The sequence below is a fragment of the Rubripirellula lacrimiformis genome (assembly GCF_007741535.1).
GTDB lineage: Bacteria > Planctomycetota > Planctomycetia > Pirellulales > Pirellulaceae > Rubripirellula > Rubripirellula lacrimiformis.
Genome location: NZ_CP036525.1, coordinates 5,342,357 through 5,366,834, shown reverse-complemented (window position 1 = coordinate 5,366,834; position 24,478 = coordinate 5,342,357). Strand labels below are relative to the sequence as shown.

14 protein-coding genes are annotated in these 24,478 nt (G+C 56.4%); 8 read left to right on the top strand and 6 right to left on the bottom strand.

The genetic code is table 11. From position 1 onward, the window contains the following. Positions 1 to 20: 20 nt before the first annotated feature. On the bottom strand, positions 21 to 1,157 hold the full coding sequence (locus K227x_RS18865; protein WP_145171920.1) for a type I restriction endonuclease: 1,137 nt from the start codon (positions 1,155 to 1,157) through the stop codon (positions 21 to 23). A gap of 1,267 nt (positions 1,158 to 2,424) precedes the next feature. Then, positions 2,425 to 4,686 (bottom strand): CRTAC1 family protein, encoded by a 2,262-nt coding sequence (locus K227x_RS18860; protein WP_145171918.1) that lies wholly within the window; start codon positions 4,684 to 4,686, stop codon positions 2,425 to 2,427. Positions 4,687 to 5,077: 391 nt separating this feature from the next. Between K227x_RS18860 and K227x_RS18855 the strand changes: the two genes are divergently transcribed. Beyond that, on the top strand, positions 5,078 to 5,566 hold the full coding sequence (locus K227x_RS18855) for a hypothetical protein (RefSeq protein ID WP_145171916.1): 489 nt from the start codon (positions 5,078 to 5,080) through the stop codon (positions 5,564 to 5,566). A 347-nt stretch (positions 5,567 to 5,913) separates the two neighbouring features. On the opposite strand, the gene K227x_RS18850 is transcribed toward K227x_RS18855, so the two are convergent. Further along, positions 5,914 to 7,833 carry an OPT family oligopeptide transporter gene (locus tag K227x_RS18850; RefSeq protein WP_145171914.1) on the bottom strand — a complete coding sequence of 640 codons (1,920 nt, stop codon included), beginning with the start codon at positions 7,831 to 7,833 and terminating at the stop codon, positions 5,914 to 5,916. Between the two features lie 556 nt (positions 7,834 to 8,389). Here K227x_RS18850 and K227x_RS18845 point away from each other — a divergent pair. The 7 genes from K227x_RS18845 (at position 8,390) to K227x_RS18815 (ending at position 17,901) form a co-directional block, all read left to right on the top strand. Then, a complete protein-coding gene (locus tag K227x_RS18845; RefSeq protein ID WP_218933366.1) occupies positions 8,390 to 8,806 on the top strand; it encodes a CBS domain-containing protein in 417 nt (138 codons plus the stop codon). Between the two features lie 359 nt (positions 8,807 to 9,165). Further along, on the top strand, positions 9,166 to 12,102 hold the full coding sequence (locus tag K227x_RS18840; protein WP_145171910.1) for a DUF1553 domain-containing protein: 2,937 nt from the start codon (positions 9,166 to 9,168) through the stop codon (positions 12,100 to 12,102). 9 nt (positions 12,103 to 12,111) lie between these two features. Next, the gene (locus tag K227x_RS18835) at positions 12,112 to 13,455 is read left to right on the top strand and encodes a DUF1501 domain-containing protein (RefSeq protein ID WP_246145925.1); all 1,344 of its coding nucleotides are present in this window, start codon (positions 12,112 to 12,114) and stop codon (positions 13,453 to 13,455) included. Positions 13,456 to 13,583: 128 nt separating this feature from the next. Continuing rightward, on the top strand, positions 13,584 to 14,468 hold the full coding sequence (locus tag K227x_RS18830; RefSeq protein WP_145171908.1) for a hypothetical protein: 885 nt from the start codon (positions 13,584 to 13,586) through the stop codon (positions 14,466 to 14,468). A gap of 133 nt (positions 14,469 to 14,601) precedes the next feature. Next, entirely contained in the window at positions 14,602 to 15,669 is a 1,068-nt protein-coding gene (locus K227x_RS18825) for a dipeptidase (RefSeq protein WP_145171906.1), read from the top strand. After that, a complete protein-coding gene (locus K227x_RS18820; protein WP_145171904.1) occupies positions 15,666 to 17,102 on the top strand; it encodes a sodium:solute symporter family protein in 1,437 nt (478 codons plus the stop codon). Before K227x_RS18825 ends, K227x_RS18820 begins: the two co-directional genes overlap by 4 nt. 241 nt (positions 17,103 to 17,343) lie before the next feature. Then, positions 17,344 to 17,901 (top strand): PH domain-containing protein, encoded by a 558-nt coding sequence (locus K227x_RS18815; protein ID WP_145171902.1) that lies wholly within the window; start codon positions 17,344 to 17,346, stop codon positions 17,899 to 17,901. A gap of 93 nt (positions 17,902 to 17,994) precedes the next feature. On the opposite strand, the gene K227x_RS18810 is transcribed toward K227x_RS18815, so the two are convergent. From K227x_RS18810 to K227x_RS18800, 3 genes are all read right to left on the bottom strand, one after another. After that, a complete protein-coding gene (locus K227x_RS18810; RefSeq protein WP_246145924.1) occupies positions 17,995 to 19,758 on the bottom strand; it encodes a serine/threonine-protein kinase in 1,764 nt (587 codons plus the stop codon). After that, positions 19,706 to 20,356, bottom strand: a complete 651-nt coding sequence (locus K227x_RS18805) for an ECF-type sigma factor (RefSeq protein WP_145171900.1) — start codon at positions 20,354 to 20,356, stop codon at positions 19,706 to 19,708. The genes K227x_RS18810 and K227x_RS18805 overlap by 53 nt, the downstream gene beginning before the upstream one ends. Before the next feature lie 941 nt (positions 20,357 to 21,297). Next, complete coding sequence (locus tag K227x_RS18800; RefSeq protein WP_218933365.1) at positions 21,298 to 24,306, bottom strand: DUF7133 domain-containing protein; 3,009 nt, start codon at positions 24,304 to 24,306, stop codon at positions 21,298 to 21,300. Between the last annotated feature and the right edge of the window lie 172 nt (positions 24,307 to 24,478).

Sequence of the window (24,478 nt, the reverse complement as noted above, 5' to 3'; positions counted from 1 at the left end):
CGTTTCCAACCATGCGGACATTACTCGCCGGTGGACGTGCCGGGCGTAGTATTTGGGTTTTCGTCCTGTACCGGACTCTTGGTGTCGTAATTCATAACGCTCTCGATCAACCGATCGGCGAAGGTGTAAATATCCAATGGTGACTCGATCGCGATCCGTTCTTCGTTTTTGGCAGCATCAAATAGCCCAATGAACTTCTTCGCGCGATTGAAGTGCAGTCGGCAAATGGGCTTTCGATTGTTGTCGTCTAACAAGATACCGCAGTAACTTTTTGTGTCTCTCATCACGATTCTTGCTGGATTTACGCTCCGAGCGAGGATTGCTCGGACGACGTGGTAGCCTTCGATTTCGTCTTGAGTGGTCTCGATCCCATCGTCATCGGCTTCACCAGCGTCCGCGGTTTGATCTTCAGCGATAGGATTGACTGGGATCAGGTGAGCTTCGCCGCCTCGCAATGCAGCTTTGAGTCGATCGTTTATCTGTTCGGCGACAAAGGAGCGAAATGCGTTCTTCACCAAGATCCTAAATTGCTCGTTTACCGCGCCGGTGAATCGTCCAGCGTAGACGCGTGAGGTAAACATCCGAACAAAATCCTCCGACGGTTCGTCAAATTCATCTGCCAATGACTTCTTGATCTGTTGGGCATACTTCAATTCACTGGCATTGCTAAGGATGTTGTCGAGATCAAATGTCGCCTTCGAGAACTTCTTCAGTTCGGCAACATCGCGAGTGTCGTAGTCGAGTAAGTCGAATTCGAAGAATGGCTTGCTGTCCATTTTGTTGGGCGACTCGATGTCGGAATAAAACCAGTATTTGGTTCCGTTAGTAAGAACACCAAATCTCGCGTCCGTCACAGAAAAATAGCGGTAGAGCTGCGATGCATGATTCAGCGAAAGCGCGGCGCCGTACATTTTGCATTCAATCAGAATCATTGGAACGCCATCGAGGTGGATCGCGTAATCAACCTTCTCACCCTTTTTCGTTCCGACATCTGCGGTGAATTCGGGAATGACCTCTAGAGGATCGAAGACGTTGTAGCCGAGTGCATTGATCACTGGCAGCACGAGGGTTTGTTTTGTTGCTTCTTCAGTCGAAAGAACGCTTGCATGTTGGTCCAAGCGAGATGCGAGGCGATCCAGGGTGTCAATGAGATCCATTGCGATGCGACTCAGGCGGGAGTGATGGGGAGGCTTTCAAATAGTTTAGCACCCTTGTTGCGGCTCGGGGCGACGCCGGTGCAACGAGATGCTCGGGGGCGTAGGGAGAGAAGAGCTCGTCACAACCAAAGGGCATTCGTTGCCACGTCTTGTGTCGGAAAACCGTCAAATCCGCTGAGGAGCGTCTACGCATCGTTAGGGTCGCGGGAGCTAAGGACACGGGGCGTCTCCATTGCCTGTCCGAAGTTAAGTGAAAGCAACCTTGCCCCATCGTCAATTCGGGACGTAGAGATTCCAGCAGGAACCTTGCGGCACACCAAGTTAGCCGTTCGGGTGTATAGGCCGCTTGGTCATTCTGCATCGTTTCATTAATGTTCGATTAGCGGGGATTAGCGTTCAGCGCAGCCTGTTTTTGGGGAACACTCATCCACGCTAATCGCACACTCATCAAAAGCCCGGGTAGGCATGGCGCAACGTCATTTTTCGTTGGATCGACACTGTCTTCTCGTCCCTCAGCCACGCTCGGTCGGACATCGAAGACATCAAAAGTCGCAAACAGAATTCCAGATGCGAGATCGAGTCCGCGTACCTTTTCTGCCCGAGCTAGGGAATCCGGCTGAAGCCGGTACTACGAACGGAGCGGAATGAACAAGACGCCGGCGCTCCGGCTTGCGGGTAACGGTCAGCTCTTTGCTTCTTGAACCACAGTGACCTTTTTCCGTTCGTTGGCTATTCGTGTCATTTGTGTGATTCGTGGTTTACCCCTTGCTCACGTTTGTGTGGATTCGGTTCGGAGCCGCGAAACGCGAACCTGCTGGGATTCTTTCGTCGTCGAAGCCGCTAGACAGTGGACCCGCAGTGACGATTCCATCTCTGGTGATTTGGGTTACTTCCCAAGGTTCCATGTCGGTGAATGATGAACGTGATTTCTAACCACGAATCACACGAATGACACGAATAGGGAAGTGATCGAATCGGCTTCGCACGTGGACGATTTGCAGATCGATTTTGATGCAGGTGCAGTTCGCCTTTTCCATTCCGGCATCTCACTTCGGATGCTACTCCGATCGATGGAACGGGAGCGGCGAGCCATTCGTACAAGGCGGCAAACTCTGGTAAAATTGCAAGATGAAGCCCGCGTACCTATTGTTGCCCGTGGTGAGGATGGGATTGCGGCAGCGGAAAATGTTGGAGCAGAGGGGGGGGCTGGTGCGTCTAACGATGGGCAGGTTGGATCGTTGTTGTGGCTAGCTTCACGCAGCGGAGTTCATGGACGTGCTCTTGTCAGATCGACGACTTGAACAGCACCCTCGCCTTCGACGATTCGCAGCGTCTGGTTTGCCTGCACGTTCTCGAAATGTTGCGTTTCCCCAGTCGTAGGCCAATGGATTTCGACAACATCGATTGAGTCCGCAGCGGCAATGCCGATTTCTTGCCGCGCCGGATTGCCACCGAAGCTGCTGCCATAGCCGACGGTCCGGTAGATCGATCGACGTACACCATCGTCGGTGATGTCCAAGCGGATCTTGGCCCCGAAGCCGAACCGATTCGATTGCGAACCACGCAGTTCGATTTTGATCCAGTTCGCATTGAATCCTGGGTTTTGGAACAGTGCATTGTGGAACGCGTCGCCAGCAACCCATCCCCCCAGTTCGGCAAGCACGTCCTGATCCCCGTCATGATCCAAATCGGCGAATGAGATCCCGTGGCCTTTTTGCAGGTGCCCAAATCCGCCAGCTTCGGATACATCGACAAACCGCTCTCCCTTGACGTTTCGATACATCAAGTTGGGCACCATGGCTTCGGCTTCGGGGTATCCGGTGGATAGATAGAAGTCGAGGAACCCGTCATTGTCCAAATCACCAAAGTTGCAGCCCATCGGTTGAGTGACGGCAGTCAATCCGAGTGCCGCCGATACATTGGCAAATCCGCCTCTGCCGTCTCCGCGGTAATGCGCATCCATGCCCAGTCGGGATTCCGCAGCTTGTTGCGAATCGATACCGAGAAAGTCGGCGGCAACGAGCGCGATTCCCTGTTCAAAGCTGGACGCATAGAGGTCCAAGTTGCCATCGTTATCGAAATCCCAGAACCAAGCCGGGAATCCGTTTCGCGGTTTGGTCACACCGGCTTGGGCAGCAATATCTGTGAATTTTCCATCGTCGTGGTTGATGTACAAGCGGTTGTCGCCGGCCATATTCGACACGTACAAATCCGGCCGGCCGTCGCCGTTGACATCACCCCAAGTGACCCCTTTGGTCATCGACGCATCATCGACGCCAGCGGCGCGCGCCACATCCCGGAAATGCCCGTCGTCGTTTTCAAACAACTGGTTCGAAAATGCCTCGTTTCCAAGGTATAGATCCAGGTCACCATCGTTGTCGTAGTCGGCCCAGGCGGAGGTTTGTGTCGGAAAGAATTGATCCGCTAGACCGACGTCGAAGGTCACGTCGCGGAACACACCGTTGCCATCGTTCTGCAATAACGAATTGGGGACTTTGCCAAGAGCGCCGAGCCAACCGCCTCGCATGACGAACAAATCCAAGTCACCATCGTTATCAAAATCGGCGTGGTTCAAGTTCAATCCACCAACGATCCCAAGCAAGTTGGCGGGTTCGGTCATGCGTTCAAATTTGCCGTCGCCTAGGTTCCGGAAAAACTCGAGATTTCCAGCGGTATCCCAATTGGAAACGATGATGTCCAGCAAGTCGTCGCCATCGAAGTCGTCAACCACCGCGCCGCCAGCAAGCGACATGGTATCGATACCCAGGTCTACCGCGACGTTTGTGAATTTCGGAAACGGGACACTGGAATGGATACGCTCTGGAGGCAATCGGTACTGCGGCGGGACCGAATCGGGATACTCACCAAGCGTCATCGCCGCGATATTCAAAAACCAGATCGCTCGCAAATTGGATGCATTGAGTTCCAGAGCGCGGCGGAGAAATTGGGTGGCAAGTTCAGAGCCCGCACGTTCTTCGTGGATGCCCTTGCCGGAGATTGGGAACAGGCAACTTTGCCCGTCCTGGCAAACCACACAGTTTTCGTTCTCGGCTTTGCGAATCGCCGCTATAGCGGCAAGCACGTAAAGATCCGACTCCTCGGATGGTGGCATGTAGTCCATGTTCGATCGACGCATTACTGGTAGCAACGAGATGGCTTGTTGCAGAAAGACGAGCGCTTCATCACCTCGTCCCATGTTCGTATGGTGCTGTCCGATCGTGACTTGCAGGGCGATAAAGCTTGCTAAGTCTCCGCGTGACTTTGCTTCCACCACCTTGGCGGTGAGTTGATTCAGCGTGCCGTCACTCAGGATCGCACTGTGCTGTTTCATGAACGAGTCAACGTCGCGTAGTTTTTGGATCATCCGTTGGTGCGAGTCCGTCTCGGCACCGGTTGCCGCGACCGAGGTCGGTTCCCCTTCGGCTTGATCCTGCGGCGCAACGTTGGACGTCGGTTGGCAGCCGACACCGCTCAGCAGTTGCGAGATCGCCAGGACGGCGAGGGACAGTCTTTGTGCGAGAGATGCCATCGAAATTGACTTACCAAAGTGACAAAAAGAGGCTCATCTGACAAACGTGCACGGAATCAATGGAGTTTCCCGCAGCGGTAGGAATGGGCATGGTGACTCGATCCGCATTTGGGCGGGAATGGGGACGCGACTCGTCGGTCGGCTGTCTGCCCTTTCGGAATAATTTTACGTGCTCGCTGTCGCTGCGGATACAAGGACGAGGAATACCTGGACTGAAATCTTGAACGTTGCCAGATGTCGCTTTTTCGACAAGGGAATAGGCGATTTGAACTGGCGTCCATGACTGTCGTGGATGCTGCAAACGGGTTGCCACTGAGTCTCTTTTCAGGCAGACTCGATGTCGATTGATCTTCTGCTCGAAACGCCATCCCAACCCACGTAGATTGCCCGCGTGTCCGAACTTTATCTCTACGAAAGAAGGCAGCGGCGGACTGCCATCACGCTGCTGATCAACATGGCAGTCTTGCTGGTGATGTATCTGGTTGCCCGTCAATTCATCGAGCCCACCGAAGCAAGCGAGCAATTCTTCTATTGGTTGAACATCGCTGTTCCAGCGGTTGAACTTTTCCTCTTGATAGCGGCCATCTTTTTCTGGTTTCGAAACGGGACCTTCCGGATGGCGGTCAGCCGTGAACGCTTTGAAATGATCGATCCGCTTTTCGAGAGTACTTCGTTTACGGTTCCGGTCAGTGAAATCGTCGAAATCCGTCAAACTCACCAGATTCAAAGCGATCACACGAAGATCATGATGTACATGCAGTCGGGTCAACAGATCCCGATTACGCAAAACTATCACTACGATCGCGTGAAGCTGTACGCCGCATTGGCAACCGCAAACCCCACCATCCGTTTGCCGGAAAATGCCTTTCGATTCAAGTAAGTGAGAGAGCTTGTCCGCCGCTCTGATCCGCTTGCAGCGACGAGACTCGGTGCTCTCTGTTGGTCACCGGCAAGTCAACCGCCAGAGGTGGCGCACTGGACTGGCGCCGTTTGTAGTACCGCCTTTAGGAGGCCTGGGGGCGGGGTATCGGATCGCAGCGAGCGAGGAGAGGCCGGCTGCAGCCGGTACTACGAACGGAGCGTAGCGGAATGCGTGGACAAGCTGACGTTCGTTGCTGGAGACCAGTTTTGTGGGGAGCGGTTCGCTCGTTGCTTCGTCCGCTACTTTTCGATCGTTGCTTATTCGTGTCATTGGTGTGATTCGTGGTTTCCCCTTTCCCGACCGTGCTATGGAGTGTTCTTAGGGAGTGGTTTTGACATGACAACGAAAGCGATCACGATCAATACCGCTACCAGGCAAGAGAGCCCTGTCACGATCCCCGTTGAAAGGCCGAGGTTCAGCGATTGGATTCCGATCGCCGCCAATCCCGCGATGCCGACCGCGGTCAGGGCCTCGCCCGCAATGACGCCTGATGAGAACAGGACGCCGCGGTGTAGGACAGCATCGTGCTCTTTTTCCGGTTTGCCTTTCGAGTAGAACCAAGCGATCAGGCCACCGATCAAGATTGGCGTTGCCAAACCGAATGGCAAATACATGCCGACCGCGATCGGCATCAGGTGAGCTCGGAATTTTGCTTCACTGCGTTTCAGGGCTTCGTCGATCAACAGGATTACGAATCCCAATCCGGCGCCGATTCCAATCATCTTCCATGGTAGTTCGCCCTCGCCCGCAAACCCTTTGGCGAGGCTCGCAAACAACCCGGCCTGGGGCGCCGAGAGTTCCTTGCTTCCGATGCCGCCACCGTGTTCGTGCAGTAGCGTTAAAACCGGCGCCATGACCAATGCCGCCACGGACACGCCAGCGATCTGCATCATCTGCTGTCGGAAAGGGGAGGCACCGACCAGGGATCCCGTTTTCAAGTCATTGCAAACATCGCCACTGGTGCAGGCGACGCAACATACGACTGCCGCGATGCCAAGCGTCGCGACCATCCCGTCCATGCCGGTGTAATTTGCCAAGTACAGCAACGCCCCGGCGACCAGCACGGCCGTGATGGTCATGCCCGAAACCGGACTGTTTGAATTGCCTACCAAGCCAACGATGTAGCTGGCGACCGCAGTGAAAAAGAAACCCATCACCAACATGATGATGGTCGATAGTAGCGTGATCCCCGCGTTGTGAGTGAACCAATAGTTCATCATTGCCAGCAGCAGGATGCATAGCACCCCCAGTGTCACGATGGCCCACGCGGGGATGTCGCGTTCTGTGTCCTTTTGCATCCCATCTTGATCGCCGGTCATGCCGTGCCATAGGTGTGCGATGGCAGCCACCAACCCGTGCCGCACAGCGTTCAGTGCGCTGAAACCGCCCACGACCATGGCCCCCACGCCAACGTAGCGAAGCTGACTACTCCAGATGCCATATGCTTGATCGACGGCGCTGTCGGCGCCTTCGCCGGTCAACGCACCGCCCAGCAGCGGAATCCCGATCAACCAAGCCATCACGCCACCGATAAACACCAAGATCGCCACGTTCAGCCGAACGATGAATCCGACGGCGATCAACATCGGCGAAAGGTCGCCACCGAAATAGAAGATCCTGGAACTGGCAATTCCGGCGGTTTCCAAACTGCCACTGATCAGTCCCAAGAATCCGCCCAGGACCTTCACCACACCACCCAGCACGCCACCGACGATCAGGCTGGTTCCGGCTCCGTCTTCCTCGTCCGATGCACCCGCGTGGAGCACCGCCGCGCAGGCAACTCCCTCTGGGTATTTCAATTCGTCGTTGTCGACCACGAACACCTTCCGCATAGGAATCATGAACAGGATTCCCAGCAGGCCGCCGGTGAAGGCAACGAGCGTCACGGTCCAGTAATCGAATTCGGTCCAATACCCGACCAGAATCATGGCGGGCATCGTAAAGATAATGCCCGCCGCTAAGGACTCGCCCGCCGAAGCACAGGTTTGAACTTGGTTCGCTTCAAGGATGGTTGAATTCTTAAAGAACAATCGGAACAACAGCATCGCCATGACCGCGGCTGGAATCGATGCCGAAACGGTCATCCCCGCTTTCAGCCCGACGTAAACATTGGCGGCTCCCATCACGACCGACAAAACTAGCCCCAGCACCACCACCCGAACCGTGATCTCCGCCGTTGATTTCGAAGCGGGCTCGGCTGGATCCTCGGAAAAATTGTTGGACATGCGTCAAATCCAAGGCAGAGGGATGGCGTAGAAAACGGCAAAGCGAATGTGCTGCCGATCATTGTGATGCCACTAGCGATCCTTGCAATAAGGGTCGAGTTGGCGGATCGGGGCAGCTTCCAATGTGACAACCGCGAATGACGCGAACGGCCGTGTCCGTATTCCGTCTGTGGTTGTCGCGGTGGAACGGCCGGAGTCGTGAAAGTATTCGGCCTGTCATTTCGCGGCTGTGCCCACCAGCACACGTGATCGAGACCATCTGCACACAGTAGGTGCTGATGGTGCCTTCTCCATTGGTGAAGCGGCCAAATTTTGAGTGAGCGGAGGCGTGCCCGGGAAGCCAATGTGCACGCTGCGAGCGGAACGGATGAAGAGGCGATGGTGGGGAAAGAAAGGGAAAAGAGCGTTGTGGTTCGGTTCGGGGAACACGTCGCGGATGGCACGGTCGGTTCGGCTCGACCGCTCGGTATACCAATTGCGATGAAGCAATGGATGGATGTGCTTGACGAACAAGCGCCCGCAGTTTTGTAGATCTCTAGAGCGAAAACCGATTCGAATGAAGAAGAATGAACCTGTCACCCGAGTGATGTCGACCGAGTTGGTAACGATCCACGATCATGAACCCGTTTCGAAGCTTCGAGAGATCTTTGAAAGCGGAGATCTTCACCACGTTCCTGTCGTCAGCGGCGAAAAGTTGGTCGGCATCATCAGCTCGAACGATCTGATGCGGATCTCGTTTGGTGAATTTGGAAACCAGGACGGCAAGGAACTCGATGCCATTTTGGACCACACCTTCGATATCCCTGGCGTGATGAACCGAAACCCCGTCTCCCTGCCTGTGACCGGTTCGATCCGCGAGGCGGCTCGGCTGTTGGTGACGCACCGATTCCACGCCTTGCCAATCGTGGACGGCGATAAGCTCGTTGGCATCGTCACCTCTACCGACCTGCTGCAGTTCCTCTCGGAGCTGTAAGCCACAGCGGATCGGGAGAATTGGAAACGTGATGGGCGCTGTCGTAGCGCCCCGCGAGGTTCCGGCCACCAAGCCGCGACGTTCTTCGTAGTGGACTTTGCCAAACGTCCCTTCGCTTGCAGCGGACGGGAATTCTGGCGAATCCCACGACGGGGTGAAAACGCAGAGCGGAGATTGTCGTTTGCAGCGGAGCGAGAATTTGCTTGCATCGTTGCTGCGGATGCCTGACAATCTTTCGTCCCGCCTGTTAGCCCACCCCAGCCCCCGCCAAGACCATCGTCCGTCGACTCGCTCGTTCTCTGTTCGTCTGCTTTGCGTGCTTGCTGTTCGCAAACGGAACCGTCGCCCATGGGGAACCCATGTCGGCTCAGGATTTGGCGTTCTTCGAGAGCAAGATTCGGCCAGTGTTGGTCGAGCGTTGTTACGATTGCCATTCGGCGGGTGCGGAATCCATTGGCGGGAACTTGCTGCTGGATAGTCCCGAAGGAATCTCGCAGGGAGGGCATTCGGGGCCTGCACTGGTTGCAGCGAAGCCTGACGAAAGTTTGATCATTCAAGCGATTCGTTATCACGACGTCGAAATGCCGCCCGACGATCCATTGAATGAAGCGATCGTCAATGATTTTGTCCGTTGGGTCCAACGCGGCGGCCAATTTCCCAAGTCAAACGAACCAGCGGGGCAGGCCGGTGCCGCGCCGATGGACCGTGACGCACTTTACGATCGACAGGCACTGTGGTCATTCCTGCCGCGACGCGACGTTCCCGTGCCAAAGGTCGACGATGCCAGCTGGCCACGCGATCCATTGGATCAGTTCGTGTTGGCTCGGATCGAGGCTGCCGAAGTCGCGCCGGCACGTGACGCGGATCCGGCGACGTTCGTTCGACGACTGTACGTGGACCTGGTTGGTTTGCAGCCGATCGCAGAAGAGATCGAAAAGTTTGTCGCCGATTGCCAGATCGATCAGCCAAAGGCGGTCCAGCGGATCGTCGATCGACTGTTGGCGTCGCCACAGTTTGGCGAACGGTGGGGACGTCACTGGTTGGACGTCGCCCGCTATGCCGAATCCAACGGCGACGACGGACTGGGGCGAAACGCATCCTTTCCGCATGCGTGGCGGTACCGTGACTATGTCATCGACGCGATCAATCGTGACGTCCCGTACGATCGCTTCATCACCGAACAAATTGCCGGCGACCTGCTTCCCGCCGAATCGGCCGATCAACGAAACCGGCAACTTGTCGCCACCGGGTTCCTGGCCGTCGGCGCCAAGCCTGCCGCGGCGATGAACAACCTGTTCCCGATGGACGTTGTTGACGATCAAATCAACACGGTTTGTACAACGGTGATGGGCGTCAGCGTCGCCTGTGCCCGATGCCACGACCACAAACATGATCCGATTCCGACGGCAGACTATTATGCGTTGGCCGGCATCTTTACCAGCACGGAAACTCTGTACGGGTTGGCTGCCAATGAGAAATTGACGGCGCCGCCGACTCCGTTGCATGAGTTGAAATCGACTTGGGACGAGTCGCTGCGGGATGGGCCCATCAAGGCCAGTACCGATTTCCCTGCAAACTATTCGGAATCGATCGACCAGCTACGTCCACTGCTGCACGCGAAACTGGATGTGCCGCCCCGTGACTTGACAGTCGTCGGTGACGTGGCGTATTCAACGCAAGACCATATGCGAGTGAAGAACGCGGATTTACGCGGATCCTTGACCACCGCCAATGATTCCTATTCCGTTGCGTTTTGGTTCAAGAACGAAACCGGTAATCTGGACCGGCCGATCACCGCGTACTTGTTTTCACGTGCGAAGCTGGATGACAAACAATTACCGGGCGATCACCTTGGCATCGGCGGCAAGCATGATCCGTCGAGATCCGGCAAGCTGTTTGTCTCCAACGGAAAAATAGGAAAGACATCGATCGCCGGCACGACCGTCATCGCTCCGGAAACGTGGAATCACGTGGTGATGATTCGCAGTCAGAATCGTGTGAAGGTTTTTCTGAACGGTCAGCTGAAACCGGAGATTGATGACGAGATACCCGTCACGTTCGCAGATTCGACCGGTTACTGTCTGGCCAACCGAAGTGACAAGTTCGCTCCGCTGGTCGGGAACCTGGCCGAGTGCGCGATCTTCGAGCGATCGTTGACGGACGACGAAGCCCATCGATTGCATTCGGCCTCGGGACAACCGCGTGGCGCCGATCCACAGCCGGTTGTCTTGGCAATGGGAGCCCGAGACAAAGCGAAACCTGCGGACTGCCAAATTCACATCAACGGTGGCGCGAAAAAGGGGGCGGTGGTTCCACGTGGTTTTCTGACCGCCTATCGTCGACTGAGCGACGGACAGGATACGGCGGAGTTTGCTGCTGCCGAGTATTCGGTTGGCGCCAATGAAAGCGGCCGTCGGGAACTCGCCGCTTGGCTCACTCACCGTGACCATCCTCAAACCGCGCGAGTGATGGTCAACCGCATCTGGCTGCACCTGTTTGGTCAAGGAATTGTCGCCACACCAGACGACTTTGGGCTGTTCGGCGCCCGGCCAACCCATCCCGATTTGCTGGACCATCTGGCGAATCGTTTTGCCGATGGTTGGTCGGTCAAGCAGTTGATCCGGGACATCGTCCTGAGTCGCACGTACCAATTGGATAGCGAGGTCAGCCAACGGGTCTTCGAAGCGTATCCGGCAAATCGTCTGTTAGCACGACACAATCGACGGCGTCTGGATGCCGAATCGCTTCGTGATAGCATGCTGCAAGCGAGCGGTCAGATCGACCTGAATCCTGGACAGGGTTCGTCAGTCGAGAAGGTCGTCGCGCTGATCAATCAGCCAGCAGGCAACGCGACGACTCTGCATCGTGACAGCAATCATCGCAGTATCTATCTGTGCATGTTGCGGCACGCGCCGCCGCCGGAGCTGGCTGCGTTTGATTTGCCCGACGCAGTTTCCATCGCGGGTCAGCGCAACGAGACGACGCTGCCGACGCAGTCGCTGTATCTGTTGAACAGCCCCTTTCTGGTTGCCCAGTCGAATGCGTTGGCTGTTGCACTTGTGGGGGGCGTGCATCGCGAAGCCGTCAGTGACGCCGCTCGTGTCACGAAGGCATTCCGCAGTGTGCTGCGGCGCAGTCCGACCGTAGATGAACAGCAGCGTGCATTGAAACACATCCAAGCGATGGACGATCAGCTGAAGCCCGCCGTCGTCGACGCGCACCAGCGTCGGGAAATGTCTTGGGCTAGCCTTTGCCAAGCGTTATTGTCTTGCAACGAATTCCGCTATATCGATTAAATCAGGCCGATGACGAACCACACTCTCGAGATGACAAAGCCGTCCAGGCGAGCGATGCTGCAGTCCGCATCGTGCGGGTTCGGATTCCTGGCGATGCAAGCGCTGAGCGGACAGCGGGTTGCTGCGGCAGACTCGGTAACGCCACGCGCTAAACGAGTCATCTTTCTGTGCATGAGTGGTGGTCCGGCGCAACTCGATACGTTTGACTACAAACCGCAGGTCGGTAAGAAGCCACACGCTGGATCCGTGGTTGATTTCAAACGTCATGGACGCAGCGGGTTGTGGGTTTCGGAGTTGATGCCGGAAACTGCGAAACACGCTGATCGTCTATGCGTGATCAACGGCATGCATGCTGACACCGGCAATCACGCTCAATCGTTCCTGCAACTTCACACCGGCGAGAAACTGCGCAAGCGCCCGAGCATGGGGGCCTGGATCAATTACGGTCTCGGTTCAGAGAACGAGAACCTTCCGGGTTTCATCAGTCTCAATGCGGCGAAACACTCGGTTTATTCGAGTGAGTTTTTGCCTTCGTCGTTCGCTGGCACGCCGATCGGTTTGAATGGCGAGAACATGTCGCTGGCGACGATTCGCAACATCGCCAGCGATCATTTGCCGCCGTCAGCGAAACGCGAACAACTCGATTTCATTCAATCGATGAACCGCAACCACCTGGCTGATCGATCGGGCGATGCCAAACTGGAAGGCGTGATCGAGACGATGGAGTTGGCGTTCCGCATGCAATCGATGGCGCCAGAACTGTTGGACCTGTCCAATGAAACCGAGCGAACCCTGCAGCGATATCGGGTTGGGAAAAAGCTTTCGGTGGGCACTTGCCGACCGACCGATTTTGGTCGGCAATGTTTGCTGGCCCGTCGTTTCGCGGAAGCGGGAGTTCGGTTTATCGAAGTCAATCACGGCAGCTGGGATCAACATAAAGATCACCGACGTGATTTGAAGGCGAATTGCGAGACAACCGACGCACCGATCGCCGCGTTGCTGGAAGATCTCGCCGCACGCGGTCTGCTGGATGACACCCTGGTCGTGTGGGGAGGTGAATTTGGACGTCCCGGATTGACGCCTGGCGACGGCAAAAACGAAACGGGACATAACGCTCGTGGGTTTACGTTTTGGATGGCAGGCGGTGGAGTGAAACCCGGATACGTGCATGGACGTACCGATGAAACGGGGGCCCGCGCGGTGGAAGGCAAAGTCCACTTTCGCGATCTACACGCCACGATTTTGAACTTGGTCGGTCTGCAGCACGACCAACTGACGTTCCACCACGAAGGTCGCGATCACCGGTTGACCGGCCCCGAAGATGCCAAGGTCGTGTCTGAATTGTTTGCATGACCAAGCTCGTTTCTGCCAACGGCACGATGCCTGTTGTCTTGGACTTTGGCAAGAGTCGCTCTGTGCGGCGCCAGATAATTTTGGCGAATCCCAATACCGTTTTTTTCCCCCGCTGCATGGATCATGGCATGGCCGGATGTTTCGCTGAACCACGACTGAGTGATCGCTTTGGACTTCCTGGACGACTATGGATGACGTTGCTGGTCATGACGTTGCTGACGTCGGGTGCCACTGCGGCAGATCCATGTGATGTCGATGCGGCACTTTGGCGAAGCCGGCAAATCGAAACGATTGCCACAAAGGTTCAACATGCCAACTCGAAAGACGAGCGTCTGGAATACGAGGCGAGAGGATCTTGGCTTCGTCGATGGGAACCGGGGCAAATGCCTTCGGCGCCCGCAGATGCACCAGACGAATCGGAACTGGTTCCGGAGCCATTGTTGCAGGATTTGACACGGCCAGCGGGCGTCGATCTGTCTGCTTGGCGGCAGATGGTTGATTCGCAGACGCGTTTGCTGGATGTCGATTCTGACGATGCACGGAAAGACAACTTACGGACGACCATTCGAATAGCGTCCAAACTCGAAACAGATCTCGCTGCCCAGCTTGCGGATGATTCGAAAACGCTCGCGACGCCTACGTCTTGGGTGCTCGCGTACACCCGATACCGGTTGGGACGAGCGCTTGCGTATCGTGAATTGCCCGTCGTTCGGGAAGGATGGCCGATTGTCGATACGGATCGCTATCAGAAACGACTTCTCGCTGTTTACGATCGGTTGACGCAGCAAACGCATGGGGACCGTGCTGAGTTTATTCTGTTGCAGGATCGGATGTTTCGGCGGTCCGGCAACAAGGGTCTTGCACTCGAGTTGCTAGAAGCAAATCGGCGATCGATCCAGCCGAAGTGGTACCTCAAGAAGCGACGAGATCTGCTGCAAGAAATCGGCTGGGACCCGCCCTATCGTGAAGCCGCCAAACTGTACCTCGAGGCTGGTTACGATGACGAATCGTGAAGCCATCCGTGGCGGACTGTTGCCGTAGAATAGGCTTCCATCCTGTGTTTAGGCAAACAAGCCGGAAACCTATTCTACGATTGCATTGGCGTGACTACGCCGAAAACTGACCGACGCTCTACAAGGAAGTTCCATGATCTTCGATGCGCACCTTGACCTCAGCTTGAACGCGATGGAGTACAACCGCGACTTGCGACAGTCGGTTTCCGCGATTCGCAAATCCGAGCTCGGGATGGGTGACTTGAAGGGACGCGGGGCTGGCACCGTTTGCTTTCCGGAGATGCGGCAAGCGGATATTGCGGTTTGCGTTGCGACCCAACTTGGTGGCTGCATGAAACCAGCGGGCCCGGTTGCTTCGTGGAATTCGCCGGCCCAGGCATGGGCCATGACACAGGGGCAATTGGCGTGGTACCGCGCCATGGAAGACGACGGGCAATTGCGACAAATTCGAACCGCCCACGAACTGACGGATCACTTGCAACAATGGAAGGCGGATTCAACACAAACGCCGATCGGCTACATCCTTAGCTTGGAAGGTGCCGATTCAATTCGCACGCTTGATGATTTGGAAACCGCGTACGCCTACGGGCTGCGAGCTCTTGGGCCAGCACACTACGGTATCGGCCGATACGCACTAGGGCACGACCAAAACGGGCCGCTGTCGCCCGACGGTCAGTCATTGATTCGCAAGATGGATCAACTGGGAATGATCCTTGACGTTACTCATCTATGCGACGAATCGTTCGTCGGTGCTCTGGATCTGTTCGATGGACCCGTGTGGGCCAGTCACCACAACAGCCGAACACTGGTGGATGACCCGCGCCAACTGAGCGACCAGCAGGTTCGTGCTCTGGCACAGCGTGATGCTGTGATCGGAGTCGCATTGGATGCTTGGATGATGGTGCCCGGTTGGGTACGCGGCAGCACCACGCCTGCCAGTTCCAGCGTATCGCTGCGTCACATGGTGGATCACATCGACCATTTTTGTCAGTTGCTCGGCGATACGCGGCACGTCGGGATCGGGACGGATTTGGACGGTGGCTACGGGACCGAACAAACTCCGCAGGATCTGGACACGATCGCCGATCTCGTCAAGGTCGGTCAGTTGCTTTCCGATCGGGGTTACAGTGACGCTGACATCGATGCCATCACGCATCGGAATTTTGTAGACCATTGCACTCGATCGCTGCCCAAAACATGAGTCCAAAACTCTTTTTGACATGCTTTGCCATCTACGTTTTGGCAATGATCTTTGTTGGCTGGTGGGTGACGCGAAAGCAATCCAAGGGCGATGAATTTTTGCTCGGTGGACGCCGCGTTCCGTTCTTTCTAACACTCGGCACGACAATCGCCACCATGGTCGGCACAGGTTCGTCGATGGGGGCGGTCGGCAAGGGCTACCAAGCCGGATGGATGGGGATGCTGTTCGGGATCGGGGGTGCGATTGGGATCCTATTGCTGGCTTGGATCTTTGCACCGGTGCGGCAATACCGATTCATGACGATGGCCGAAGAATTGTCGTCGTACGTCGGCGCCGATCGGATCGTTTCTAACCTCGTCGCCGTGTTCACGTTTCTGGCCTGTGTCGGGTGGTTGGGGGCTCACATCGTCGGTGGCGGGTACTATTTGCAGTTTGTAACGGGAATCGATCCCAGCCTGGCCAAGGTGATGATTGCGATGGGCTTCGCTGCATATTCAGTCATTGGTGGCTACCTTGCCGTCGTTTGGACGGACACCATTCAAGCGGTGGTGTTGTTCATCGGTTTCGTTGGGACGGCGATCTTTTCGTTTCAATACGTGGGCGGGTTTTCGGGGTTGGAACAGGTCAACGCGACACTGGCGGCTGCGTCACAGACCACGCACCTGCACGCCGCGTCGTTGATTCTGGCGATTGCGATTGGCGTCTTGGGCACGCCGGCTTTTCGGCAACGGATCTATTCTGGCAGTTCGTCCACTGGCATCCGCAAAGCGTTCGTTTGGTCGGGAGTTCTGTATCTTTGCTTCGCGATCCTGCCTGCGATCATTGGCATGGCCGCCTACAAAGGGATGCCGGATTTGGCCGGGTCTGACTTGGCGTTCCCATCGATGGCGCTCAGCATGTTGCCGCTATGGCTGGGAATCATCACCTTGCTTGCCGGGCTATCGGCCAGCATGTCCAGTGCTAGTTCGGACGCATTCGCCGGCGTCACGACGGTGATTCGCGATCTGTATCCAATCGCGTTTGGACGCATGCCGCCAGAGAACCGGTCGGTGTTGTATTCGCGAATCGCGTTGATTCTGACAACCTGCATTGCACTCGGTTTGGCGCTCAGTGCTGACACGATTCTTGATTACATCAAAGACATGATCGCACTGTTCGTCACCGGCATGGCGGTGACGGGATTGTTGGGGCGACTTTGGAATCGATACAACGCATGGGGCGCGATCGCTTCTTTGACCGGCGCATTCGGCACAGCGTTGTACTTCAAGTTTGATGCAGCCCTTTCCGCATATTGGGGCGGGTCTGTGATTCCCGCCGTAGTGGTCTCGGTCACGCTGGGCATCGCCACCGCACTGTTAACGCCGCAAGACCGGTTGAGCCACGATCAGGCCTTGGCGCTTCTGCAAAGCCAACGCGAAAGCAGTTCCTGCTAGCCGACTTGGCACGTCACCATTCGGTTCACGACAGCGTGACGGTTTACGGTCAAAATGGAGGCTTTGCATAGGTCCCTGCCGAAAAATCGACTGTTGGGGCAACGTTGGGCGATGCGAGAGGCCAATCAGGAAGTCAAAAGGCGGGCGAAGTTCAGGTTTCGTCGCCGACTTTTGGCAAGATCACGGGATCCGCGACGAATGCTCCGTAAAGCCGCAAACTCTAAAAACGAATCGAACAGCGATGGCAGACGAAAAGATCATTTGGGACGCAGAGTTTAATCCCGCAGTGACACACTATTGGCTGTTGAGCGGCGCCATCCTTTGCGTGATTACCATCTTTGGGATCGTGCTGCTACCGTTTTGGTTGGTGTTCGGCAGCTTGGTGACGCGGCGGTATCTGGCCAGTTATGACTGCAAACTGACCAGTCGGAATTTGAAGTTTTCGAAAGGGATTTTGACACGGCGAGAGAAGACGGTGCCGCTAGATCGGATCACCGATCTCGGTCTGACTCAGGGCCCCATCATGCGTTTGTTCGGCATCGAGGCACTGACGATCGAAACGGCGGGCCAGTCCGCCCAGGGGGCACTTCTGCAGTTGTCTGGCATTCGCGATGGCCGGCAATTCCGAGACAAGGTGCTGGCACAACGGGATCTTGTTGTGGGCAGCGAGGAGGATCGGAAAGGCCATCGGTTGGAATCCCAAGAGACAACCCTGAAGCCGGACAGTGGCGAGTTGAGTGAGATCCTTGAGGTGCTGAAGCGGATCGAGCAGCGATTGGCAGCCAACCGATCCGAGTAAATCGCCCGGTCAGTATCGCTGTGGATGAACGGTTCGGTTGGCGAGGATGGCGAGAATTCGGTTGACGTCGCGCTGATCGCGTCTGTCGATGCGTCAGCGAATCTGAGCGTTCTCGATTTCGTCCAGTGCTAGGTAGGCGGCTGCGATACTGCCACCGGACAGCTTCATTTTCCACGATTCTGATGCCGCGTTACCCGATCGAACAGCACGCCAGTACAGCCAGATCGAAGCGGCCAACCCGACCGCTCCGACCACCAGCGACGCGATCAGCGAGTTGGGATGCATGACCTGATCGAAACCGATCGCGACACAGACCGGTATCCACAGCAACCACCACGGGAATCCGATGACCGGCCCGACACCCAGGTAGACCGATTGCAGACGCCCCAGATTGTCGCGGATTTCGCCGACTGGTTTCGAGTAGTCGATTTGTTTGATTCGAGTGCAGATGGCCACTGCGGAACCGATCAAGAAGACGCCGTACACATGCAGAATGATTCCGCTGAACAAACGATGGGGGACATGCGTGTTCCTTGCCCAACATTGTGCACCCAGGATGATGATCGCGACCCCAATCAAGATCTGAATGATCTGCTTGCCCAACAGCGGGCGAAGTGACCGTTTGACTCGGTCCATCAATTCCCGTCGTGTGATCAGGAATCGTCCGGCCAATTCCTGTTGTTCCACAGACACCGGTCGTGTCCGTTCAGGATCGCGCGGAGTGCCCGCAACCTGCGTCTCTGCGTAAGCCGGATTCACGGTCGATGTGATCGACTGAACATCCGACTTGATTTCGCTGGCCCGTTGGTATCGCCGCTGCGGTTCCTTTTCGAGTGTCCGCATGACGACGTCGTCCAATCGGACATCGATTTGAACTTTCGTCGATGGTGCTGCGAATCGTCCGATGGGCAATTCGCCCGTCAACATTTCATAGATGACGACTCCTAGCGAATAGATGTCGGCGCGATGATCCACGTTGTGCGTGCCTTCCATCTGTTCCGGTGCCATGTACCGCGGCGTGCCCATGATTTGGTGCGTAGCGGTCAGCGATTGCTGCTGGGTTTCGTTGCCCAGAATTCTCGATAGACCGAAGTCAGCGATCTTCACATTGCCGTCGACGGACATCAGGATGTTTTCGGGTTTGATGTCACGATGCACTACGCCTTTGTCGTGAGCGTATTGCAGGGCATCGCAAAGATGGGGCACGATCGCCAGCGCGTGTTGGGGAGCCAGTTGGCCGCCCTTGACCAGGTCGCGCAGAGTCGATCCTTCGACGTATTCCATCAGAAAATAGTACGTGTCGGCGACGTTGCCGAATTCGTACAGCGCGACAATGTTGGGATGGTTCAGTTTGGCCAGCGTCCGTGCTTCGCGGGTGAACCGGAGTGCGAACTTGACATCGTGACCAAATTCCTGCGGCAGAATCTTGACCGCGACAATCCGATCGAGTCCTTCCTGGCGGGCCTTGTAGACTGCGCCCATCCCGCCAGCGCCAATCAGCTCCATGATCTGCAGCGACGGCAATAAATCAGCCATTTGCTGGACACTGGGCGGAACGAACGCGCCGGTCGGCTTGCCGCCATCGTTCCATGCGTCGTGGATGGCTTGGGCCTGGTCGGGAAAACGGTCCATGTATTCCTGTTTGCTTGGGGTTTCCCCCCGCCGCCGCCGATAGTCCAGATCCAACAGGATCAGTTCGGCCAGCAACGCGTCACGCTGGTTGGCGGGGATGTCTGGGGCCAGCAGCGATTCGATCGACGGTGGATCGTTCGCAATCCAACGTTGTTCGAAATCGGCACACAGATCATCGATCCGTTCCAGCGCCTCGATCGTTAGTTTTTTCTGACGGATGCTCATTGTCTTCCAACAATTCTTGCTGACATTTTTCACGAATCAGGTGCAAACGACGTTCGATCGTCCGTTCAGAGCATCCAAAACGCTCGGCAAGTTCCGCGTTCGAATACCCCTCTAACTTAGCACCCGCTAATTCGCCGAGCTGCCCGACACCTAAATGCGAAAAAAACTGTTCGATCGATTCTTGCATCATCAGGGCCATTTCCGGCGATGGCTCGTCGCCAATTGCTTCGATGATGTTGGCAGCGTCCCCGGTTTGATCCAATGAGTGAACGTTGACGTCGCCACCGCGCCGCTGCCGCTGGTCGCGTCGCCGCTTGTCGACAACCTTTCTGGCCGACATTCGCAGCAACAATCGCCACAAGTCGTCTCGATCGGACAAGTCCGGAAACCGGCCGTTTTCGGCTGCATGATAGAAACTGTCGAAGACGCTCAACACGATATCTTCCTCGTCCGAAACCGCTCGGTTCTGCCCATACAATCGGGCTCGAACGGTGCGCACCAGACGATCGAAATAGTGCTGCCAGATACGGTTCGCGGCAATCGAATCACCGGTCTTCACCAGATCGATCCAGTGGCTGATGTTCGCGTCGTTCGACATGCTGTTGGTTTCTCGTAGGTCCGGTAACCGAATCGGCGGAATGAAAGTTGCCGCCGACGCAGCCCCATGCTACCAACGCCGTGAATCATTTCGTAGCGGAAGTCGCCAAGACTTTCGGTGTTCCCACTGTGAATCATTTCGTAGCGGAAGTCGCCAAGACTTTCGGTGTTCCCACATCCATCGGCAATGGTGAGCCGCTGGCCGTGAGGCCACGGGCGTTTGGGGAGATTCCCGGCCGCTGACGCGATCACGGCTCACTCGATCGACAAACCGTTGAGACTTTGGATTGAATCCGGTTTCGTCATTGGAAAACCGGGGCGATCGCCCAGCGGCTCCATCGATCGACAGACCGTTGACCGTGTTGCTCTATTTCGTAGCGGAAGTCGCCAAGACTTTCGGTGATCCCACATCCACCGGCAGTGGTGAGCCGCTGGCCGTGAGGCCACGGGCGTTTGGGAAGATTCCCGGCCGCTCACGCGATCACGGCTCACTCGATCGACAAACCGTTGAGACTTTGGATTGAATCCGGTTTCGTCATTGGAAAACCGGGGCGATCGCCCAGCGGCTCCATCAAACGACAGACCGTTGACCGTGTTGCTCTATTTCGTAGCGGAAGTCGCCAAGACTTTCGGTGTTCCCACATCCATCGGCAATGGTGAGCCGCTGGCCGTGAGGCCACGGGCCCTGGGGAGATTCCCGGCCGCTGACGCGATCACGGCTCACTCGATCGACAAACCGTTGAGACTTTGGATTGAATCCGGTTTCGTCATTGGAAAACCGGGGCGATCGCCCAGCGGCTCCATCAATCGACAGACCGCTAGAGAGTATAAGATTCCCGGCCGCTGACGCGATCACGGCTCACTCGATCGAGAAACTCTTGACGGATTCCCGTACGAAAAACGGCCCCGAACCTAGGGAATGCTTGCTCCGCGCTGGACGTGCTACTGCTGACTTTCGTCAACCGTTGACAGTCGCTTGCCGGGAATTGGGAGTTCTTGTTTTCCGTCCGGGAGTTGCCAGCCGACCGCCAGGCAGTCGTCGACCGAGGCCTCGTGATGCAGTGCTTCGATGTAGTATCGCTTGCCCGCTTCGAGCCGAATCGGTTTGGATTTTTGTTCGGGATACTTGTCCCAGTTTCGTGAAGGCGTCCAGCGGTCCAGCTGGATGATGCGTTTCTTGTCGCTTGGTTGATCGCTGGTGCTGAGCCACAGTTCTGCGTGATCGTCAGCGGAAAGCCGGAATACATAGTCGCCGGTTTGTGGCGGATGGATGTTGCCGCGAATTCGCGATCCGTAGTGGTCCTTCCAGTTCACTGGCCCTTCGAATCGCGTCAGCAGCTCGCTGCCGGTGGGTTGTGCCGGATACGACTTTTGCTTTGTCAGTGCATTGACTCCGCTGCCCGGCACGTCCTGCCAGTACTGACGCTGGATCACGCCGGTGGGCAGCCCCGATTTTTTCGCTTCGACGTCTTCGCTGCAAAGAAACGCAACCAAGTTCTGCAGACTCGCTTTGCCAAGTTTGTCGAATCCGTTTGGCATCAGCGATACGGAGCTGGCACGAATGTCTTCGATTTCGTCACGCGAGATCGTGTGCGTTTTGGCGGCGCTATCGACCAGCGTGATCTGCTTTTCGTCCGCCTGTTGGAACAAACCGGTCAGCGCCCGGCCACTATCCGTCAAAATTGTATAGCTGACGTAGTCGGGATTGATCGAATCACTTGGGTGCACAATGTCACGCATCACCGCGTCCGGGTCTCGATAAACGGTCACCGTTAGGTCTGCAGCGACTTTGCCGCCCTTGCCTCGGAATTGGTGGCAGGCGGCACAGTTGGCTTCGGAGCCGAAAAATAGCTCGCGGCCCTTCGATGGATCCCCAGCAATCTGCTCTCTCGGTCGTGCAACTCCGTCGTCTTCCGGCGAAGGTTGAATCGGCGGTGCCCAAGGGACGAAAAGATGTTCCAGACGCAGCGGTCTTTCGTGCCGATCAAAGTCGGCCTGATACGAGGCGTCTAGCAATAACGGTTCACCACTGGCGCCGGTTTGAACGCTGATTTCCAGTGTCCTGGTTTCAGTGGGCAGCACCTGCTGGCGATCTCCACGAGAAGGCGCCGCAGAGTTCGCGTCGACTGCTGCGGAGGCCGTGAACTCAGCAACATGCGACGGGCCTTCTGGCTTGGAAACAACTTCGTTTTCGCCACACTTGACGGTGAACTTGCCGCTGGATTGAAAACGCAAGGCAACCTTTTGACCCGGCAGCAATAGTTGGGATCGCAACACCAGACGTCCTGGTTGTCCGAGCAGCTGCAGCAACTGCTCGTGTTCGGCCGAGCCAGCCGTCATCGCTTTTACGACCTGCGGATCAACGTGAGGCAGCCAGCCCTTCCACGTGGGCTTGTCATCGCCTTCGCGAGTCCACTCGCCGCGAACACCACCAAGGTCGTACGACAGCTCGATCGTTTCAGGTTCACGCGTGCTGCCCGCTCTCGCTGTCACGCCCGGCAAGGTGATCCCGTAACGCACACGTTGCGGGTGCGCCGCTGTGGGAAAAGTGACCGTCCTGCCATCGGCCGATATGCGTGGGCTGCCAACCGCTAGAGCGCGACGGGGGGACGCCTTCGCAGCTTTGACCACTTCGTATCCCGGCCAAATCCATTCATGTCGGTCCCCCTCCCAAACAAACTCACCATATTCGATCTCCGCCTTTTGGAGTTGTTTTTCGTCAACTGGACGATCGAAGGCGACTTTGACTTCGACCGGGCTGGCCGGCCATGCTGCGACGCTTTGGGGAGCGGTGCGGTCAAAGGTGATCTTGTACAGATTGCCCTTCGCTGCTGGCCCGGCACCCCAATCAGGACGCCCGCTGTGACCGGTCACCAACAAGTCGCCATTTGGCGATACGGCAACGTCCGTCAACAGCGACTCGAACGCGGCGAATTGAATCTGCTTCCCGACGTACCCGGCGCGAGTTTTCGCCAGCGGTGCTCGCCAGAGTTTCCCGCGTGAGAATCCTGTGACGATTGCGTTGCCGTTCCAGTGATCTGGGCCGAACGCTTTTCGTTTCGGCGTAGGCAAGTTGAATCGAAATCCGCAGGTCGATTGGTGCTGCGGCGAGAAGTCGACAACGGATGGTTCGTCGACCACGTCGGGCAGATACTCGGCATGTCGGAACGGAAAACCGTAGTGCCGGCCGGGCAGGACGTGCAGCAATTCGTCGCGTGGATTGCCACCGGGGAACCAGGTGTCACCTTCTTGGTCGGTCGCGAAAAGGTCACCGTGTTCGTTGAAGTCGAGTCCAATGACAAAACGCATTCCCGTGGCCAGGATCTGTCGATGTTTGCGGTCGGCCGAAACTTTCAAAATCGTGCCTCGTTCGCTGGCCAGGTCGTATTGCGACTTTCCCTTCGCATCCAGCTGCCAGGCCTTGTTATAGGACATGCAACCGAGGCTAAAGTACAGGTTGCCGTCATCGTCGATCGCGATCCCCGCCGCGTCATTCCGTGTATCGCCGTTGTGCGATTCGCTGGTCCAACCGGTGACCACCGCCTCGCTGACATCGGCTTTCCCGTCGCCATCGGTGTCCTTTAGCAATGCGATCTTGCCACGGGCCGCGACGTACACGCCATCGGCGGTTGGCAAGATCCCAACCGGTGTCAACAAATCTCCTGCCTTGGACCAGAAGACTTCCGATTTGTCTTCCAACCCATCGCCATCGGTATCCGTCAACACGTGCACACGGCCATCGTAGCCCGCAGCAAACAGCCGACCATCTGGTCCGTATTCAACGCTATTGATGTTCGTCAGATCCACTGGCAATGGCCGAATGTCGATGCCCGGAACAAGTGACGCGAACTGCGGTTGATCCGCCATCACAGGACTGAAGCCGACGCAAAGGCCAGCGAACAATAAGGTCCCAAGCCACGCAGTCGTGCTGGGAGAATTTGGATTGCGCATCAGCGGGGACTCGTTGAAGATTTCAAAGGCGTTGGCTGGATCGGAAAGTCGAGGTTTCAGTCCGATGGCAGGTGGGATGTCGAGGCATCCATTGTAAACAATTGTCCGGGCGTCCAAATCAAAGGTGACCTGGTACCGTAGAATAGGCTTCCAGCCTGTTGGGGCGAACAAA

What these genes read in the sequence shown, in the direction of transcription:
- K227x_RS18865 (WP_145171920.1), bottom strand. Translation starts at nt 1,157, where the DNA reads ATGGATCTCATTGACACCCTGGATCGCCTCGCATCTCGCTTGGACCAA.
- K227x_RS18860 (WP_145171918.1), bottom strand. Translation starts at nt 4,686, where the DNA reads ATGGCATCTCTCGCACAAAGACTGTCCCTCGCCGTCCTGGCGATCTCG.
- K227x_RS18850 (WP_145171914.1), bottom strand. Translation starts at nt 7,833, where the DNA reads ATGTCCAACAATTTTTCCGAGGATCCAGCCGAGCCCGCTTCGAAATCA.
- K227x_RS18845 (WP_218933366.1), top strand. Translation starts at nt 8,390, where the DNA reads ATGAAGAAGAATGAACCTGTCACCCGAGTGATGTCGACCGAGTTGGTA.
- K227x_RS18840 (WP_145171910.1), top strand. Translation starts at nt 9,166, where the DNA reads ATGTCGGCTCAGGATTTGGCGTTCTTCGAGAGCAAGATTCGGCCAGTG.
- K227x_RS18835 (WP_246145925.1), top strand. Translation starts at nt 12,112, where the DNA reads ATGACGAACCACACTCTCGAGATGACAAAGCCGTCCAGGCGAGCGATG.
- K227x_RS18830 (WP_145171908.1), top strand. Translation starts at nt 13,584, where the DNA reads ATGGCCGGATGTTTCGCTGAACCACGACTGAGTGATCGCTTTGGACTT.
- K227x_RS18825 (WP_145171906.1), top strand. Translation starts at nt 14,602, where the DNA reads ATGATCTTCGATGCGCACCTTGACCTCAGCTTGAACGCGATGGAGTAC.
- K227x_RS18820 (WP_145171904.1), top strand. Translation starts at nt 15,666, where the DNA reads ATGAGTCCAAAACTCTTTTTGACATGCTTTGCCATCTACGTTTTGGCA.
- K227x_RS18815 (WP_145171902.1), top strand. Translation starts at nt 17,344, where the DNA reads ATGGCAGACGAAAAGATCATTTGGGACGCAGAGTTTAATCCCGCAGTG.
- K227x_RS18810 (WP_246145924.1), bottom strand. Translation starts at nt 19,758, where the DNA reads ATGAGCATCCGTCAGAAAAAACTAACGATCGAGGCGCTGGAACGGATC.
- K227x_RS18805 (WP_145171900.1), bottom strand. Translation starts at nt 20,356, where the DNA reads ATGTCGAACGACGCGAACATCAGCCACTGGATCGATCTGGTGAAGACC.
- K227x_RS18800 (WP_218933365.1), bottom strand. Translation starts at nt 24,306, where the DNA reads ATGCGCAATCCAAATTCTCCCAGCACGACTGCGTGGCTTGGGACCTTA.